The sequence below is a fragment of the Streptomyces sp. NL15-2K genome (genome assembly GCF_030551255.1).
GTDB lineage: Bacteria > Actinomycetota > Actinomycetes > Streptomycetales > Streptomycetaceae > Streptomyces.
In genome coordinates this window covers 6282125-6299241 of sequence record NZ_CP130630.1, presented here as the reverse complement: position 1 = coordinate 6299241, position 17117 = coordinate 6282125, and the positions used below count along the sequence as shown (strand labels likewise).

General features: G+C 69.1%; 21 protein-coding genes. 11 read left to right on the top strand and 10 right to left on the bottom strand.

From position 1 onward, the window contains the following. Positions 1-5 precede the first annotated feature (5 nt). Complete coding sequence (locus tag Q4V64_RS28355; protein ID WP_124440434.1) at positions 6-419, top strand: TIGR03618 family F420-dependent PPOX class oxidoreductase; 414 nt, start codon at positions 6-8, stop codon at positions 417-419. Positions 420-653: 234 nt separating this feature from the next. Here Q4V64_RS28355 and Q4V64_RS28350 read toward each other — a convergent pair whose 3' ends face one another. Then, positions 654-986, bottom strand: coding sequence for a hypothetical protein (locus Q4V64_RS28350; protein ID WP_124440435.1), 333 nt, complete (start codon positions 984-986; stop codon positions 654-656). A gap of 2 nt (positions 987-988) precedes the next feature. Then, the gene (locus Q4V64_RS28345; protein WP_172629218.1) at positions 989-1153 is read right to left on the bottom strand and encodes a hypothetical protein; all 165 of its coding nucleotides are present in this window, start codon (positions 1151-1153) and stop codon (positions 989-991) included. A 155-nt stretch (positions 1154-1308) separates the two neighbouring features. Between Q4V64_RS28345 and Q4V64_RS28340 the strand changes: the two genes are divergently transcribed. Continuing rightward, positions 1309-2304: a helix-turn-helix transcriptional regulator gene (locus Q4V64_RS28340; RefSeq protein ID WP_124440436.1), complete on the top strand. Its 996-nt coding sequence runs from the start codon at positions 1309-1311 to the stop codon at positions 2302-2304. Here Q4V64_RS28340 and Q4V64_RS28335 read toward each other — a convergent pair. Next, entirely contained in the window at positions 2258-3298 is a 1041-nt protein-coding gene (locus tag Q4V64_RS28335) for a LuxR C-terminal-related transcriptional regulator (RefSeq protein ID WP_124440480.1), read from the bottom strand. The genes Q4V64_RS28340 and Q4V64_RS28335 overlap by 47 nt on opposite strands. 342 nt (positions 3299-3640) lie before the next feature. On the opposite strand from Q4V64_RS28335, the gene Q4V64_RS28330 reads away from it, so the two are divergent. From Q4V64_RS28330 to Q4V64_RS28320, 3 genes are read left to right on the top strand one after another with little or no spacing between them, the layout of a single operon-like run. Continuing rightward, the gene (locus Q4V64_RS28330) at positions 3641-5185 is read left to right on the top strand and encodes a circularly permuted type 2 ATP-grasp protein (RefSeq protein WP_124440437.1); all 1545 of its coding nucleotides are present in this window, start codon (positions 3641-3643) and stop codon (positions 5183-5185) included. After that, a complete protein-coding gene (locus tag Q4V64_RS28325) occupies positions 5182-6114 on the top strand; it encodes an alpha-E domain-containing protein (protein ID WP_124440438.1) in 933 nt (310 codons plus the stop codon). Before Q4V64_RS28330 ends, Q4V64_RS28325 begins: the two co-directional genes overlap by 4 nt. 1 nt (position 6115) lies before the next feature. Beyond that, complete coding sequence (locus Q4V64_RS28320; protein ID WP_124440439.1) at positions 6116-6988, top strand: transglutaminase family protein; 873 nt, start codon at positions 6116-6118, stop codon at positions 6986-6988. A gap of 45 nt (positions 6989-7033) precedes the next feature. Here the strand turns inward: Q4V64_RS28320 and Q4V64_RS28315 are convergent, their stop codons facing one another. Further along, on the bottom strand, positions 7034-7735 hold the full coding sequence (locus Q4V64_RS28315) for a hypothetical protein (RefSeq protein WP_124440440.1): 702 nt from the start codon (positions 7733-7735) through the stop codon (positions 7034-7036). 79 nt (positions 7736-7814) lie between these two features. Further along, on the bottom strand, positions 7815-8282 hold the full coding sequence (locus Q4V64_RS28310; RefSeq protein ID WP_124440441.1) for a hypothetical protein: 468 nt from the start codon (positions 8280-8282) through the stop codon (positions 7815-7817). A 107-nt stretch (positions 8283-8389) separates the two neighbouring features. On the opposite strand from Q4V64_RS28310, the gene Q4V64_RS28305 reads away from it, so the two are divergent. Together Q4V64_RS28305 and Q4V64_RS28300 are read left to right on the top strand one after the other, a co-directional pair. Next, positions 8390-8800, top strand: a complete 411-nt coding sequence (locus Q4V64_RS28305) for a hypothetical protein (RefSeq protein ID WP_124440442.1) — start codon at positions 8390-8392, stop codon at positions 8798-8800. Further along, positions 8797-9171, top strand: a complete 375-nt coding sequence (locus Q4V64_RS28300) for an LPXTG cell wall anchor domain-containing protein (RefSeq protein ID WP_124440443.1) — start codon at positions 8797-8799, stop codon at positions 9169-9171. The genes Q4V64_RS28305 and Q4V64_RS28300 overlap by 4 nt, the downstream gene beginning before the upstream one ends. A gap of 80 nt (positions 9172-9251) precedes the next feature. On the opposite strand, the gene Q4V64_RS28295 is transcribed toward Q4V64_RS28300, so the two are convergent. Beyond that, entirely contained in the window at positions 9252-9773 is a 522-nt protein-coding gene (locus tag Q4V64_RS28295; protein WP_124440444.1) for an SRPBCC domain-containing protein, read from the bottom strand. Between the two features lie 282 nt (positions 9774-10055). Next, the gene (locus tag Q4V64_RS28290; RefSeq protein ID WP_124440445.1) at positions 10056-10613 is read right to left on the bottom strand and encodes a deaminase; all 558 of its coding nucleotides are present in this window, start codon (positions 10611-10613) and stop codon (positions 10056-10058) included. Between the two features lie 54 nt (positions 10614-10667). Here Q4V64_RS28290 and Q4V64_RS28285 point away from each other — a divergent pair, with 54 nt between their 5' ends. Continuing rightward, positions 10668-11141, top strand: coding sequence for a GNAT family N-acetyltransferase (locus tag Q4V64_RS28285; RefSeq protein ID WP_124440446.1), 474 nt, complete (start codon positions 10668-10670; stop codon positions 11139-11141). Between the two features lie 25 nt (positions 11142-11166). Here the strand turns inward: Q4V64_RS28285 and Q4V64_RS28280 are convergent, their stop codons facing one another. Then, positions 11167-11772 (bottom strand): Uma2 family endonuclease, encoded by a 606-nt coding sequence (locus Q4V64_RS28280; protein WP_303712120.1) that lies wholly within the window; start codon positions 11770-11772, stop codon positions 11167-11169. Between the two features lie 101 nt (positions 11773-11873). Continuing rightward, positions 11874-12332, bottom strand: coding sequence for an ATP-binding protein (locus Q4V64_RS28275; protein ID WP_124440447.1), 459 nt, complete (start codon positions 12330-12332; stop codon positions 11874-11876). A 245-nt stretch (positions 12333-12577) separates the two neighbouring features. On the opposite strand from Q4V64_RS28275, the gene Q4V64_RS28270 reads away from it, so the two are divergent. Then, positions 12578-13459 carry a helix-turn-helix transcriptional regulator gene (locus Q4V64_RS28270; protein WP_124440448.1) on the top strand — a complete coding sequence of 294 codons (882 nt, stop codon included), beginning with the start codon at positions 12578-12580 and terminating at the stop codon, positions 13457-13459. A gap of 10 nt (positions 13460-13469) precedes the next feature. Beyond that, positions 13470-13649, top strand: a complete 180-nt coding sequence (locus Q4V64_RS28265; RefSeq protein WP_124440449.1) for a DUF397 domain-containing protein — start codon at positions 13470-13472, stop codon at positions 13647-13649. A gap of 55 nt (positions 13650-13704) precedes the next feature. Here Q4V64_RS28265 and Q4V64_RS28260 read toward each other — a convergent pair whose 3' ends face one another. Next, positions 13705-14823: a substrate-binding domain-containing protein gene (locus Q4V64_RS28260; protein WP_124440450.1), complete on the bottom strand. Its 1119-nt coding sequence runs from the start codon at positions 14821-14823 to the stop codon at positions 13705-13707. Between the two features lie 262 nt (positions 14824-15085). Here Q4V64_RS28260 and Q4V64_RS28255 point away from each other — a divergent pair, with 262 nt between their 5' ends. Then, complete coding sequence (locus tag Q4V64_RS28255; protein WP_124440451.1) at positions 15086-17116, top strand: PA14 domain-containing protein; 2031 nt, start codon at positions 15086-15088, stop codon at positions 17114-17116. Position 17117 lies beyond the last annotated feature (1 nt).

The following is a 17117-nucleotide window of genomic DNA, read 5'->3' as shown; positions in this document are numbered from 1 at the left end:
GGCCCATGGCCACGTACTCCCAGGATCCCGGCAGACCCGACGCGCCCTACCTCACCTTCTGGCGCGAACGCCACCTGTGCACGCTGACAACCCCGCGCCCGGACGGCAGCCCGCACGTGGTGCCCGTCGGAGTGACATACGACCCCGAGGCGCGTCTTGCTCGGGTCATAACGAACAAGACCAGCGCGAAGGTGGGGCACGTGCTGGCCGCCGGGCCGGAGGGGGCACGGGTGGCGGTGTGCCAGGTGGCCGGGCGGCGGTGGGCGACGCTGGAGGGCCGCGCCTTCGTCCGCACCGAGCCGGAGCACATCGCGGAGGCGGTACGCAGATATGCGGAACGCTACGAGCGCACGCCCGCGCCGAACCCGTCCCGGGTGGTGATCGAGATCCACTTGACGCGGGCGATGGGGCAGGGCTGAGGGCGGCGACTGGTGGGACTGAGGTGGCGCGCAGGAAAAGGCACGGACGGTCTGTATCGGCCGGTAAAAAGGCTCGCTTGATCGACAACTTTCAGCCACTGCCAAGCCACTGCCAAGTTCACCCGATACTCGGAAATGTCCCGCAAAACTGCAGCGGCGTCACCGTGTTCAGGTCACGGTGACGCCGCTGCGGGGGGAAGCACCTGAGCGATCTGTTACGACGGGGGAATCGCGTCAGGCACTGCGGGGGGTGGCTATGGTTCGTGGGGGCGGAGTGTCCGACTCCACCTGTCGATGGTCCCGCTTGTCCAGGTTCACAAAGATCATTCCGTACCGGATGGCACACCGCACGGGCTGCGGCGCACCGCGCGGCTTACGCAGGCACCGATAGGCCCGTACGTCTTCGTCCTCGTCCCGCGTCACGACCACCGGCTCGCCGAAGACGGTCACCATCAACGAGTCACCGGCGTGGGGGATCGCGGTGGCCAGGTCGATGAAGTGCCAGCCGGAGCGGTAGGCCGTGGCCATTTCGCGGCGGAAGGAGCGGTCGTCAGGTGGAGTGGTCATGGTCAGTCCCAGACGCTGTCGCCCGGTGCGAGCGGAGCTTCTTCGGCCGCGGGCGCGGCCACCACCGTCACTGACGTCACGTCGTCGGCCGGTGTGTCGCCCTTCGCAGCAGAGAGGCCATTCACGGTTCCGAAGGCCACAACGGCGGAGAAGGCGGCGACAAGCACCGAGCGAAGCATTCTCTTCCTCATAGCTGGCTTCGTCCTCACTTGAAGGTCCCCTCTTCCCCCGTCGGATAAGACGATGGCTCATTCAGGCACGTCATGGCCACACGATCGGTGCATCATGTTCCTGCATGTTCAGGACCCTGGGGGGTGGAGATTTGACAACAAATCGGACCAAGGCGACACATCCCCATGCCATCACTGAACTGTGCGAAGAGGGGGGACGTCTCTATGCGAACGCTCTGCGGACAGGACGTATCGCCCGCGCCGATGTGGAGCCCGCTCCGTGCCTGATGGAGTTCGCCCTCCTGCACCCCGATCCCGACGACGCGAACTGGCTGCGCCCGATTCCCCCGTCGGTCGCGCTGGCCCGGCGGCTCAACCCGATCGAGCGCGAGATCACCGAACGCCGGCAGAGCTCGATCGAGCTGGCCGAGGCCTTCGAACCGTTCATGGCCCTGAGCGCGGGCGGCGCGGAGCCCACCCACTCGATCACGGTGCTGGAGGGGCTCGACCGGATAAACGCCGCCCTCGACCTGGCCACCGCCCAGTGCCAGACCGAGATGCTCACGGTCCAGCCGAGCGGCCGCCGACGCCCCGAGAACAGGCTCATCGAGGGGCTGGAGCGCGACAGGCCGCTGATCGAGCGAGGCGTGCGAATCCGGACCCTCTACCAGCACACCGCCCGCTACAGCCCCGAACGGCTGGCCTATATGGACCGGTTCATCGACGGGAAGGTGGAGTACCGCACCATCGACGAACTGGTCGAGCGGCTCATCATCTGCGACGAGACCGTCGCCTTCATCCCGGTCCGCGACGACCGGCAGGTGGCGCTGGAGCTGCGGCACCCGGGCCTCGTCGGCTACCTGATCAAGGTCTTCGAGTTCATGTGGAGCCGCGCGGTCCCGCTGACCGCCGGCACTCCCTACGAGACCGCCCCCGACGGCATCACCGACATCCAGCACTCCATCGCCAAGCTGCTGGTGGAGGGCCATGTCGACGAGGCGATAGCCCGTCGCCTCGGCATGAACGTCCGTACGTGCCGCGCCCACATAGCCAAACTCGCCACGGCCCTGGGCAGCGGCAGCCGGGCCCAGCTCGGCTACCTCATAGCGCAGTCCGGGATTCTGCAGCAGGATCCCGGAGCGGGGTGACGTCGGCGGGGCGGCGGGCCGGGCCGTCCAGGCCCACCTGGGCGATCCGCACGCCGAGTTGGGTACGGCTGGCCGCGCCCAGCGTCTCCGACAGGCGGGCGATGTGGGCCCGGCAGGTACGGACGCTTATGCCCAGGCGTTCCGCGATCACCGCGTCCTGGTGGCCCTCCGCCAGCAGCGCCGCGATGGACTGCTCCCGGTGCGAGATGCCCTCGATGCCGGTGTCGGGCAGCGGGGCGGTGAGCGGGATCGCCAGCCGCCACAGCCGTTCGAAGACCGTGACCAGGTACTCGACGAGGGCCGGGTGGCGCAGTTCCAGGGCGAGGGTGCGGTCGGCGTTGGCGGGGATGAAGGCGACCGTACGGTCGAAGAGGATCAGACGGTCGATCACCTCGTCCAAAGTGCGCGCCTGCACCGCGCCGTCCATCAGCTCCAGGTAGTTGATCAGACCCTGACCGTGCCGGGCCACGTGCGTGTACAGGTCCCGCATGCGCACCCCGCGGCCGCGCAGCGCGAGCGCCCGGTGCAGGCCCTCCGTCAGCTCGTGCTCGGGGCGGATGCCGCCGGGCTGGACGGTGAGGACCTCGGTCGTGCACGCCTCCGTCGCCGCGTCCATCGCGGCCTGGATGCGGGACAGGCCGTCCAGGACGCGGATCGCGGTGCCCTCCGCGGCGGCGACCGGAAGCCGCGGGCCGAGCCCGGCGTACCACTCGACGGCGGCCACCGCCGAGCCCACCCGCCGCTGGCTCGCGCTGACCTCGTCGTACACCCCGCGCAGCAGCCGCGTCATGACCTCCTGCGGGGCCGTCGGCACCAGCCAGTCCATGTCGTCGGGGTCCGGGTGCAGCAGGGCCAGCTCAAGGAGGCAGGGCACGGCATCCGCGTCCGCGCGCGGCACGCGACCGCGCCGTACGGCCCGGGAGTACACGCGATCCCCGGCCCCGCACAGTCGGTCAGCACCGTGGGGATGCTCGTCCGTCCCGTGCCCGGCCATCGCCCCGTCCCACCCCCGGTTCCAGCTCTTCCGCAGCGCCACTATGCGCGGACCGTACCGGGTCCGCAACACGGCTCCCCGCGCCACCGCCGCCGGAAAGCCCCCATACGACCCCCTATTTCCAGGCCTCCGCCGGCCCCGTTGCAACAAGCTGATGGTGGTCTTCCGTACCCGCCGGACGCGTTCCGGAACCCGACTCGCCCTGGGGTGCCGGAACCCGCCTCGCCCGGGGGTGCCGGAGCCCGAGCGCGACCGGCGCGGGCGGATGTGATCGTTCCGCACGTGAACTCCCTGAAATCTCAAGGAGATCAGCGTGTTACGCAACGCACCTACCGTCAGGCCATGGCGGACATATTTGACGCGTACGCGTTGGCCGACGCGTGGGACGAGATGTTTGAGCGGCCGGGTGAGGTCAGGACCGCCTATGAGCCGGTGCTGGCGGCGCTGCAGCCGATCGAGCCGAGTGAGCTGCGCTTCCGGGCGGACCAGATGGCCCGGTCGTTCACGGACCGGGGCGTGACCTACGCCTTCGCGGGCGAGGAGCGGCCGTGGCCGCTGGACCTCGTACCCAGGATCCTCGACGCCCTCGAATGGGATCTCATCCAACGCGGCGTGAGCCAGAGAGTCAGGGCCCTGGAGGCCTACCTCGCCGACGCCTACGGCCCGGCCCGCGCCTTCGAGGACGGCGTCGTGCCCTGGCGGCTGCTGCTCAACTCCCCCCACTTCCACCGCGCGGCCCACGGCGTCGAACCGCCGGGCGGGGTGCGCATCCACGTCGCCGGCATCGACCTCGTACGGGACGAGGCGGGCGACTTCCGGGTCCTCGAGGACAACGTGCGGGTGCCCAGCGGGGTCTCGTACGTCATCGAGAACCGCCGGGCGATGACCCGGATCTTCCCCTCCCTCTTCGCCGAGCAGCACGTCCTGCCCGTCGACGGCTACTGCCACCGGCTGCTCGCCGCCCTGCGCGCCGCCGCTCCCGACGGCACCCAGGACCCGCGGGTCGTCGTCCTGACGCCCGGCCCCAGCAACGCCGCCTACTTCGAACACGCCCTGCTGGCCCGGCTGATGGGCGTGCAGCTGGTCGAGGGGCACGATCTGCTCTGCCGGAACAACCGGGTGTGGATGCGGACCACGCGCGGCGAGGTGCCCGTCCATGTCGTATACCGGCGCCTCGACGACGACTTCCTCGATCCGCTGCACTGCCGCCCCGACTCGGTGATCGGCTGCCCCGGCATCCTCAGCGCGGCCATGGCCGGAAACGTGACCCTCGCCAACGCGGTCGGCAACGGCATCGCGGACGACAAGCTCCTGTACACCTTCGTGCCGGACCTGATCCGCTACTACCTCTCCGAAGAACCGATTCTCCCCAATGTGGAGTCGTTCCGGCCGGACGAACCCGGCCAGTTGGAGGCGGTCCTCGACCAGATCGACCAGCTCGTCATCAAGCCGGTCGACGGGGCCGGCGGACAGGGCATCGTCATCGGCCCGAAGGTCGACGCCAAGACCCTGGAGCGCACCCGCGAGGCCGTCATCGCCGACCCGCGCGGTTTCATCGCCCAGCGGCCCGTCGCCCTGTCGACCTCCCCCACCCTCGCGGGTGACCGTATGGCGCCGCGCCACATAGACCTGCGGCCCTTCGCCGTCAACGACGGCAACGATGTCTGGGTCCTCCCGGGCGGCCTCACCCGGGTCGCCCTCCAGGAGGGCAACCTGATCGTCAACTCCAGCCAGGGCGGCGGTTCGAAGGACACCTGGGTGCTGGCGGAAGGGCCGGCGGCCTCGCCCGCGCCCCTGAGCGCCGGTGAGCCCCTGGACGTCGCTCCCCGCCAGCTGGGACCCGACGGCACCCCCACCGTCGTACAGGAAGGGGCGCAGCAGCAGTGAACGACGTGATCCTCTCCCGCATAGCCGAGGCACTGACCTGGACCGGACGGTATGTCGAGCGGGCCGACGCCACGGGCCGCATCCTCGACGCCTATCTGCACCGCATGCTGGAGGACCCCTGGCGCGACGAGAACGTGGCCTGCCGGTCGCTGTACGCGATCCTCGGCATGGAGGCGGGCGGCGAACGCGTCGACATGCAGCAGGTCCTCGACCAGCTGGCCTTCGACTCCCGTTCGACCGGCTCCATCGAGGGCGCGCTGGGCGCGGCGCGGCTGAACGCGCGCAGTGCCCGTGAGGCGGTGTCGTCGGAGATGTGGGAGTGCCTCAACTCGACGTGGCACGCGCTGGAGGACCAGCGACTGGCGGCGCGACGGACGGGTCCGTACGCGTATCTGGAGCTGGTACGCCGCCGGGCGGCCCTCTTCTTCGGACTCGCCGACTCGACGATGAGCCGGGACGACAGTTGGCGTTTCGTCGTCCTGGGCCGGAGTCTGGAACGGGTGGACATGACCGTACGACTGCTCGCGGTGCGCGTGCTGGACGCGCCGCACGCCCCCGACTGGCCGACCCTGCTCAGCGCGTCCGGCGCCGACGAGGCGTACGCGCGCGTGTACGGCGGCTTCGGCGACACCCCGCGGGTGGCCGAATTCCTCCTCCTGGACCGGGACTTCCCGCGCTCCGCGCTGCACGCGCTGACCACGGCCGAGGAGTGCCTGTCCGCGCTCGGCCGCCCCCGCCAGGACCCCGCGCGCCGCCCGATCGGCCGGATGCGCACCCGCCTGGAGTATCTGGACTCGCAGGCACTGGAAGACCAACTGCCCTTGCTGCTGCGGGACTTGCAGCAGTCCTGCATGGCGTCCGCCGACGCCGTGGCAGAGCGGTTCTTCCCCTATCAGGGTCCCGTCGAGTGGGCCCAGGAAGGTGCCTGAGATGACCATGATGACCACGCTGACCACCCAGGGCGTGCGCCGCCTGCGTATCCGGCACGTCACCCGGGTCTCTTACGCCCAGGCCGCGGTCTCCTCGCACAACGAGCTCCGCATGACCCCGCTGACGCTGCCCAACCAGACCACCCTGGACGCCCGGGTCACCATCAGCCCGACGGCCGCCACCTGGTCGTACTGGGACTACTGGGGCACCCAGGTCACCGGCTTCGACCTCATGGACCCGCACGCGGATCTCACGATCACCGCCTCCAGCCTGGTCGAGACCCAGCCGCCGGGCCCCCTGCCGGTGGCGCCGACCTGGCCGGAAATCACCGACGACACGGCACGCACCCGCCTGCTGGAATTCGCTTCCGCGACTCCCCGTACGACGGTCCCCACCGAGCTGCACGACCTGGCGAGGGACGCGGCGGCGGGCCTCGACCCGCACGAGACGGCCATCGCCGTGTCGTCCCTGGTCGCCGACCGGGTGACGTTCCTCCCCGGGGTGACGAACGTGAACACCGCACCCGCCGAGGCCTGGGAGCAGGGCGCGGGTGTCTGCCAGGACATCGCGCATCTGACGATCTCCCTGCTGCGGGGCCTGGGTCTGCCGACCCGGTACGTCTCGGGCTATTTGCATCCGGAACGCGATGCCGAGCTCCACCGCCCGGTGGCCGGGCAGTCCCACGCCTGGGTCGAGTACTGGGCGGGCGACTGGTGTGGCTACGACCCCACCAACCGGACCAGGGCCGACGAGTCCCATGTCGTGGTCGGCAGGGGCCGGGACTACGACGACGTGACTCCGCACAAGGGGGTGTACCGGGGGGTGGCCGGGGGGCCGCCGGAGGTGACGGTGGAGTTCACGCGGGTGGCGTGAACGGCGTGGCGTGAACGGGCGTGTGCCTGCCTGACCCCGGGATCGTCAGCCTTGCCCCTTCCCTGCGAGGGGCAAGGCCAGCAGCCGGCGTGTCCGTTCGTCGGCCTCGGCACCGGCGGCGACCGCGTGCCGGATGCCGAGGTACACGAGGTCCCACAGCCGCTGGTTCCCCTCCAGCAGGCCACAGGGGACGACGAAGCGACGATCGCCCTGCACGAGTCGCAGGCACAGCCCGAGCCGTGCCCGGTCGACCACCTTTACGGCGGTCAGTTCGTACAGCGACACCTCAGGACCGCCGTTGTCGATGTCCGGCTCGTACAGCGTGCGCGCTCCCGCCTGTACGGCGATGTGGTCCTCCCGGAGCCCGTGGATCAGGGTGAGCAGCAGCCACGCTCCCCCGAGCACCGCGCCCGTGATCGTGAACGCCGCGCGCCGGTCGCCCGCGCCGCCGAACACGTTCAGGGCCGACATGAGCACAGCGATCGGCACCAGGCTCCCGAACACGCCCGTCGCGGTGTACCGCCATCGATCCGGGCGGCGTGCGGAGGCGGCTTCCAGCAGCGGCTCCCTCCCCGTCCTTTCCGCGACCCGAGCGCCCTCGGCCTCATCGCCCTCGGCCTCCGTGAAGTGGTGGGCGTGCACCTGGTACCGGCCCTGCCATGGTCCGGCCACTCGTGGCGCGGCCGGGGGGCGGGGTTCACCGCGCGCGTTCGGTGGGGGTGGCAGCCCCGGGAGCATGCGTGTCATGCCCGCGAGTGTGACCGCGCCTCATCGGGAGGGGTCCCCGTTCGCGCTCGGAACCGCGCACGCGCCTCGCGGCCTGAGGTCAGCGCAGGATGTCCCGCAGGTGCGCGTCCACCGGCCGGTCGATGTCGTCCACGGTCCAGAACAGCGTCAGGATCAGGCCCAGCGGATCCGTCCCCTGCCCCTCCCGGGCGCGGGGCTTTCCGACGCTCGGGCTGTCGATGAAACCGGGCTGTCCCACGGCGAACAGGTCCGGAAGCGGGGACCGGGCGGGGGCGAACGGCCAGTAGTGCCACACCAGCTTCTTCGCCCGGCAGGCCGTCTCGCCGACGTACCAGATGGCGCCCTGGAGGAAGGGATCCGTGCGGCCGGCGTGGATCGCCTCCTCGGAGTCGTAGCGGGAGCGCACCAGGTCCTCCAGGACGTCCAGCGACTCGGGCGTGAAGTCCCACCGCCCGGGCGTACCCGTCTCCTCGGCCCACGCGTCGAAGCTGTTCGCGCGCTCTTCCAGCCACGCCTGGAGCTGCCGCTCATCTGACCGCTCGCTCATGCGGGCCACCCTAGAGCAGGGCGCCGACAAACCCGGAAACAACAACTGGCCTCCAATCAGGGACATTCACCGTGAGAACACCTCTACGAGCTCGCATCAAACGGCGCATGGGCACGGCTCTCGCCGTCCTCGCCGGTGCGGGCATGATGCTCGCCGGGCTGCCCGGCATGCAGGACCAGGCCGATGCCGCAACCGCGCTGAAGGGCAAGCGCTGCGACGAGCTGTACCTCCGCCGCAAGTACGACGCTCCTATGGCCGGGGCCGGCATCCCCGGCAAGAACCAGCAGTACAGCGTCAACCCCGAGAACGACTGGGGCGACTACTACGTCGACAACCCCTCCCACTCCTTCGACGGCCTCAAGGCCCCGTCCGCCGACCAGCAGCGGCTCGCCGGCGACACGAAGGACTCCATCGACAAGTGGAAGGCGAAATACGCGCAGACCCGAAGAGGAACATCACCGGTCTCCAGTTCGGCTTGGAGAAACCGCGTCTGGACAGCACCACCAAGACGTCCGTGAAGACGGAGACCGCCTACCGCGACAGAGAGACCGCCTACCTCGGCGGCAACGGCACCCACTCCGCGCCCGGCGGTGACGACGGCGGCGACAAGCCCACCCCGGCTCCGACCCCGACTCCGACCGACACCGGCAAGCCCACCACCCCGCCGCAGAGTCCGACCCCGTCCACCCCGGCGCCCCAGCCGTCGGCGCCCCAGGGCGGAGGCAACCATCCGGCACCCGGGGGCGGCAGCAACGACGACGGTGACGCCGGCGGCGGCCTGGCCGACACCGGCGCCCAGGTCCTCACCGTCTCGGGCATCGCCGCGGCCCTCCTCGCGGCCGGCACGGCCCTGGTGTGGTGGAGGCGCCGACGCACGACGGGGAGCTGACTCCTCAGAAACTCCGGCACTGAACCGGCCCCGCACCCGATGGACAGGGTGCGGGGCCGGTCTTCGATCGGCTGTCTGGTTCAACTCCCGTCCCCGCTCCCGTCCCCGCTCCCGCTCCCGCTCCCGCTCCCGCTCTCGCTCTCGCTCTCGACGAGCCGAGCGAGGTTCTCCAGGGCCATGCGTGTGCCCGTCTCGTTGTCGGCGGCGGGCACGGCGTCGGGGATCCCCTCGTGCACCACGAGGACGTCAGTGCCACCGTCCGCGTCGGTGAGCGTGGTCGTCATCGTCATCGTGCCGCGCAGCGCGGCATCCTCGGACTCGAACTCGAGCACTTCGACGACCTGCTCGTTCGGTACGAGCTTCGCGAAGTGCCCGTGGTAGGTGTCGGTGTGCGCGGCCGACTTCCCGGTGCCGCCTCCGCCCGGAGCCTCGTAGGTGAGTGAGACGCGGAACCTCCCCCCTTCGCGGGCATCGAATTCGTGCACGTGACTGCTCATGCCCTCCGGCACCCGCCATCGCGCGATCGCGTCCCCGTCGACCAGCGCCCGGTAGACGGCCGGACGCGGGGCATTGACGTGCCGTGAGACCTGCGTGGAGTACATGCGGTCAACGTAGCGTTCCGGCGGTCCCGCGGGTGGCGTCCCGCCGCGTGGTGCAGCGATCGGGACTGCCGGACTCCGGGCGACTGCACGAGACCACGGCCCCGGGTCACGACGCAATCTGCGCGGGGCCCCGGACGCTCACCCAGTAATTGGCAGATCTGTTCCACCGGCACGGCCACATCACCTGGGGTTTTCCTTCGCGGGGGTGGAACAGATCTGCCAATCACCCCCGCCCGGTCGTCGGCCTCGGGCTGGCCATCCGGAGGTCGCCAGTCCAGGGCGCTACACCACCCGACGCCCGACGGGACGACCTTCCCCCGAGCTCTGATCGGGCAGGCCCGCGAGTCCCGAGGCCCACCGCCGCATCCCTGGATTCCTCGCGCTCTCGGCGCTCTCGGCATAGCGCGCGAACAGATTCCGGCACTGCTGCCTAAGGATGCCGCCGGCGATCGTCGGGACCTGGGCGAACTCCTCGCCGGGTTGCGGCGGCTTCCACACGGTTCCGACCTGACCTGCGCCGTCGCTCGGGGATTCGAGCCCGTACGAGACCTCCTGCACCCCCATCGCCATCGCGGCTCCGAGGCACATCAGGCACGGTTCCAATGTCACGGCGAGAACCAATGGCTCAGGACGCTTTCGCCAGCCCAATCGCTGATCGGCCTCGATCATCGCGAGCAAATCGGCGTGCACCAGCCGCCGGTTCAGCGCCCGCTCCTGCGTGTAGGCGCGACCGACGATCTCATCGCCCATGGCCACGACCGCCCCGATCGGCAACTCACCCGCGGCCAAGCCTTCCTCGGCGACCTCGATCGCCAGACCGATCAACTGATGCGGGGTCATACGGCCCCTTCCCCAGGTTCGAAGACCTCTGTTTCTGTGTCTGTGGTCCCTGACATGATCGCGTCTATGGACGTAGAGATCACACCGGCCCAGGTAGGAGACATCCATCAGGTCCTGAGTGACCACTCGCGTTACTGGGGTGAGCGCGACCTCCGGTCCCTGCACCTCGTCTCGTTGGTGCACGAATTCGGTTCGACGTGCCTGGTGTCGCGTGCCGGGGACGGAATCCGCGGGTATCTCATCGGCTTCGTCACGCCCATCGGCACGGGGTACGTGCATTTGATCGCCACGCGGGACGATGCCCGAGGCACCGGGCTCGGGCGGCGTCTTTATACGGCGTTCGCGGAGGCCGCGCGACGTCAAGGCGCACAACGGCTGAAAGCGATCACGTCCGTCCAGAACACCGGCTCGATCGCCTTCCACAGAAGCCTCGGCTTCGACGCGCGGATCGTCGACGACTACGACGGTCCCGGCCGCCCCATGGTGGTCTTCGACCGGCCGCTGCCGTCGGAGGGCGCGATCTGGTGAGGAGGTGGCGTGGGCAGCGTTCCCCTCAGGCCCGCTTCGGGCCCGTGATCGCTTCTCCGATCACGAAGCCCTTGGCAGGGCCTTTGGAGATGGTGATGTCGGTGCCGTAGGCGACGCGGTGGATGTCCTCCCAGTCGGCCTTGTCGGGGCGAGGCCCGGTGAAGAGGGTGAGAGCGCCCTGACCGTCGTAGTCGTCGATGAGGACGTATACGGGGATACCGGCGCGGGCGTATTCGCGGCGCTTGCGGACGCGGTCACGGTCCTGGTTGCGCTCGCCGGGTGAGACGACTTCCACGATCAGCCGGACCGCCGCCGCGTCGACGCCGATTCCGTCCTCGTCCGCGTACGGCTCGAGGTCCTCCGGGGCGACGAAGACATCGGGAATCCATCCCTTGCGCCGGAAGATGACATTGGCGTGCTGATACGCCGCGTATTCCCCCTCCCCCAAGAAGTGCACCAGCGCGTTGCGCAGGCGATTGACGATCCGAGCGTGGGACAGGTGACCGGTGGGTGACACCTCGATGGCTCCCTCGATGATCTCAGCGCGGTAACCCTCGGGGAGTTCCATGGCCTTCCATGCCTGCCGAACGACCTCGTCCAGCTCCGGCATCTCATGCGCAAGGGCGGCCAAGGCGGCATCACCTCCTCCAGTGTGGGCTGGGCGCTTGGGGCACAAGCAGCGTGCTCACGGTAGGTACGGCTGTACGACTGACCAGGGGAAACACCCCTAGTTCACCCGTTCGAGCGAGAGCGGAACGCTCCCCCGACCCCGCCCAGCTCGAACCACACCCCCTTCGCATACCGCCCCGCCCGGTCCGCCACCACGCCCCACCTGTCCGCCATCTCCGCGACGAGCGCGAGCCCTCTTCCCCAGCAGGCGACCGCCCCGGCCGCGGGGTGCGTGACCACGGGCGGGTCGGCGCTCTCGTCGAACACTCCGACCCGGAGACCGGCCGGGGCGAGGCGGACGCGGAGCATCGTGGAGCCCTTGGTGTGCAGGTGCACGTTGGTGACAAGTTCCGAGGTGCAGAGGGCGGCGGGCATGACGAGTGGCTCGCGGTCGTGGGTGAAGAGGACGGCACGTACGAAGTCTCGGCAGATGCGGGGTGAGGTGGCGTCGCCGGGGGCGAACAGGCTGTATTCGTAGGTGAGTTGGGCGGGGCGGTGCGCGGCACGGCGGGATGGGTCCATGGGTGTCGGCTCCTGTCGGGTGAGGGGAGGTCCGTGCCTGGCGATGGCGGTGCCCGCGCGCGCCTGGAGGGTGGGGCGGGTGCTCTTTCGGCTTATGGGCAGGGGGAGTTGAGTGGTTTCAGTGCGTGACTGGATCCACACTCACAGTAGGACGTATGGGTTCTACATCTCAACCAGATCTCCCGATTCGGTGGACCAACCTCCTTGAGCAGTGCAGACTTTGGGCGAGCCATCAAGGAGTGACCGTGGGACTACGCACCACCATCAGCGAACGTCAGCGCCGCCTCGGCGTCGAACTCAAACAACTGCGCGAACAGGCGGGGTTGAGCGCTGCTGACGCCGCTCAGCGCATCCGCATGAGCCGGACTCAACTGAGCCACATCGAGCTGGGCCGCACATCGATCCTGACCGAGCGACTCTTGGAGCTGTGCCACACGTACGGTTGCATGGATGAGCCCTATATTGACGCGCTGGTCTCTATGTCCGAGGCGACCGGCAAGGGCTGGTGGAGCGGATACAGGAAGCGAAGAGGGCCTGGAGCCCTCAACTTGGCAGAGATGGAGGCGAATGCCGTCGCCCTGCGAACGCACCAGTCACTGTTCATCCCCGGCCTTTTCCAGACCGCCGAGTATGCGCGAGCCATCTTCGCGAGCCCGGCTCTGGGCGTCGACGACATCGAGGAGGCACTGGAGTTCCGCCTGGCACGACAGCGCGTCCTCACCGGTGGCAGCCCTCCGGCCGTGCACGCGGTGATCCACGAAGCCGCTCTCCACCTACGCTTCGGCAGTTCTCAGACCGTGCGCGAGCAGTTGCTCCACCTGATCGAACTCGCGCGGCTCCCCCATGTGACCATCCAGGTCTATCCGTTCACCGCTCAGGCCTATTCGGCACTCAGCGGCAACTTCGTTCACCTGATTCCCGAGAACCCGCGTCTCGGCACCGTCGTCCTGGAACAGCCAACAGGCGACCAGTACTTGACGGAGCCGGAGCGCCTTGAGCAGTACGGCGCTTTCTTCGCGCGCCTGGCTGATAACGCCCTCGCCCCCATCGACGTATCGCCAGCTCCTGAAGCACACTCGGCGAAGGACTCGCTGGCCCTCATCCAGCACCTGCTCTACACGCTCTAGGAAGGCACCCATGCCCGAACTGAACTGGCAGAAGTCGACGTTCAGCGGCGGCCCGGAGGGAGACTGCCTCAACGTCGCCACCACCCCCGACGGAACGATCCGCCTCCGCGAGAGCGACACCCCGGACGTCATCCTGGCCACCGCCCCCGCCGGACTCGCCACCCTCCTGCAATACCTCAAGGACCGGTAGGACCGGTAGGACCGGTAGGACCGGTAGCACCAGCCGACGCCGGCCCCCGCCGGACCTACTTCAGCCCAGCCGCCTCACACGCGCTCTCGATCTTGCCCGTGCAAATGTCGGACACCTTGTAGATGCCGTCCCGGATGACCGTGGACTTGATGTTGCCCTTCGTCAGGGCGACCACGGGGAGCAGCTGTGCGGGGATGTCCTTGTCCGTGGGGCTGTCCACCCGGTCCGAGGCCAGCGCGTCGAACTGGATGCCCCTGCCCTGGACCTTCGCCACGGCCATCTCCGCCGCGGCCTCGGCCTCGTTCGGGTACGGCTTGTACACGCTCATGTACTGCTCGCCCGTGACGATCCGCTGCACCGCGGCCAGCTCCGCGTCCTGGCCGGTGATCGGCGGCAGTTTGTCCACGCCCGCCGTCTTCAGGGCCTTGATGATGCCGCCGGCCATGCCGTCGTTGGCGGAGTAGACGCCGGCGATGTTGTTCGCGCCGATCGCCGAGATCGCCATCAGCATGTTGGACTCGGCGTTCTCCGGCTTCCAGTCCGTGGTGTCGTACTGCTTGGCGATCGTCACCTGGCCCTGCAGCTCGGAGAGCGCGCCCGTCTTGAACTGCTTGGCGTTGGGGTCGGTGAGCGAGCCGTTCATCATGACGATCTTGTCGGAGGTGTCGATGTCGTCACCCAGGGCTTCGAGCAGGGAGCGGCCCTGCACCTCGCCGACCAGCGCGTTGTCGAAGGAGACGTACGCGTCGATGGGGCCCTCGGCCAGCCGGTCGTAGGCGAGGACCGGGATGCCCGCGTCCTTCGCCTTCTTCACACCGTCCGCGATCGCGTGCGCGTCCACGGCGTCCAGCAGGATCACGTCGACCTGGTCGTCGATCATCTTCTGCAGCTGCTCGGCCTGCCTGCTCGCGCTCGCGTCGGCGTTGGCGTAGTCGACCGTGCCCTGCTTCTTGGTGAGGGTGGCGACCTTCTCCTTGATGATCGGGTAGTCGAACTTGTCGTACCGCGTATTCGCCTTCTCCGGAAGCAGCAGCCCCACGGTGATGTCGTTGCCCTTGGTCGGGCTGGCCTCACTGCTGCCGCTGCTGACTCCCAGCGCCCCGCAGGCCGTCAGCGAAAGCGTGAGGGAACCTGCGGCCACTGCCAGGGCGCAACGACTGGTACGGGTGTTCACTGTGCTTGCCTTCCGGACGAGGGTGCGTATCGCGACCCAGGTGAATCGAAGCCAACGCTGCCTTCACGTAGCCGTCAAGGATCAATCACACAATGAGATAGCAATGTTAACGCCGTGGAGCTTACGTGAAGATATTTGCGACAAAGGGCGTGAATGGGATAATTAGCGGAACAAGTCAAGCTCTGTACAACCAATTCCGGTCCTCAACGGTCGTGATCGCCAACGGCTTGCCTGCCGTTGACGATCAGGACTGAAGGACCGCATGAACCCAGCCAGACGCACGACCGCCGCGGCCGCGACCGCCGTCGTGCTCGCCACCGCGGGCGGCCTGCTCACCGTCACCGCCGTTCCCGCCTCCGCCGCAGTGACCTGCACCTCGCCGGTCTTCAAGCGGCAGTTCTTCGCCAACACCACCTTCTCCGGCACGCCGAAGAAGACGGACTGCGACAACGCCATCGACCAGAACTGGGGCACGGGCGCCCCGGCCTCGGGCCTGCCGACGAACAACTTCGGCGTGCGGTGGTCCGTGACCCGGGACTTCGGCTCCGGCGGTCCCTTCGCCCTCTCCGCCTCCGGGCTGGACGGCATCCGCGTCTACCTCGACGGCGTCCGCAAGGTCGACCTGTGGAAGAACGTCTCCACGACCGTCTCCAAGACCGTCAACGTCACCATCCCCTCCGGCAAGCACACCCTGCGCGTCGACTACGTCAACTGGACCGGCAGCGCGAACGTCAAGTTCGCCTACACGCCCCGCACTTCGGCAACCGTCGACAAGGTCAAGCCCCTTGCCCCGACGGGCGCCGCGGTCGCGTACGACCCCGCCACCAGCAAGGCCAAGGTCACCTGGGCGAAGAACCGGGAGATGGACCTCGCCGGGTACCGCGTCTACCGGCGGGACAAGGGCAGGGCCGACTACTACAGGGTCAGCGGTGGCGCCCCGCTCACCGGCACCTCGTTCACCGAGGCGCTCCTGCCCACCGGTGCCGCGTACTACTACGAGGTGCGCGCCGTGGACAAGGCCGGCAACGAGTCGGCGGGCAGCGCCGACAAGCTCGTCACGACCGTCGACAAGACCGCCCCGCTGACGCCGGTGGTGTCCGCGAGCGACGACCCCGTGCGCGGGGTCAGCCTCGACTGGCAGGACGACACCTTCGACGTGACGTACGACGTCTACCGTGCCGCCTCCCCCGACGGGGAGTTCGTCAAGCTGGGCATCTCGTACGGGTCGAGCCGCCTGGACGAGACCGCGCCCTACGGCGACACCTCGTACTACAAGGTCGTCGCCAAGGACCCCGCCGGCAACACCGCCGCCTCGCAGGTCCTCGCCTTCGCCCGGCCGCTGGCCGTGCCCTCCATGGACATCCCGCGCACGAACGAGGCGGAGACCGGGATCGAGGTGCGCTGGACGACCTCGAAGGCCGCACCGACGAGCTTCCGCGTCTACCGCTGGGACCGCTCCGACCCGGACGCCGTCCCCGCGCAGATCACCTGTGAGTCGTACCGGGTGGGCAACGAGGCCGACTACTACCCGGAGTACGGCTGCACCGACTTCTCCGCCGAGCGGCACACGTCGTACGGCTACCACGTCACCAGCGTCGACAGCGCGGGCCGGGAGTCGGCTCCCTCGCGGCCGGCCTACGCGGGCCTCGTGGACACCACCCCGCCGCCCGCCGTCACCGGCCTGACCCATACGAGCACGGAGTACGGCACGGTCCTGGAGTGGGACGAGAACCCCGCCCCGGACCTCAAGTCGTACAACGTCTACCGGGCGACCGACCTCCGCGACGAGTCCACCTACGAGCGGCTCGCCTCGCTCCCGCCCGGCACGACCCGGTTCACCGATCTCAACGTCCCGAACGACGAGTACTGGTTCTACTTCGTGGACTCGGTGGACACGAGCCACAACTCCCTTTACACGCTGAGGGGTTACCCGGAGAGCGTCTCCGCCAACGTGAGTGTCAACGAGTTCGAGCTCACCCCCTCCCAGGCCCCTCCGAACACCGCCGCCTGGACCCTGTCCGCGGTGGCGGACGAGACGGGCCGCGCGGCACTGTCGTGGACCTGCGGCACCGGCTGCACGACCACCGGCTTCCACGTCTACCGCTGGGACCGTGCGGCGGGCCAGTACGTCCGGCTCACCGACGTACCCCTGACCGCCGACGCCCGCGGCTACACCGACCCGGCCACACCGAGCGCCACGACCAGCTACTACATGATCTCGACGATCGCCGCGGACGGCTCGGAGGCCTTCTCCGGCCTCGCCCCCGTCGTGGTCCCGCCGAGCGGAGCGTAAC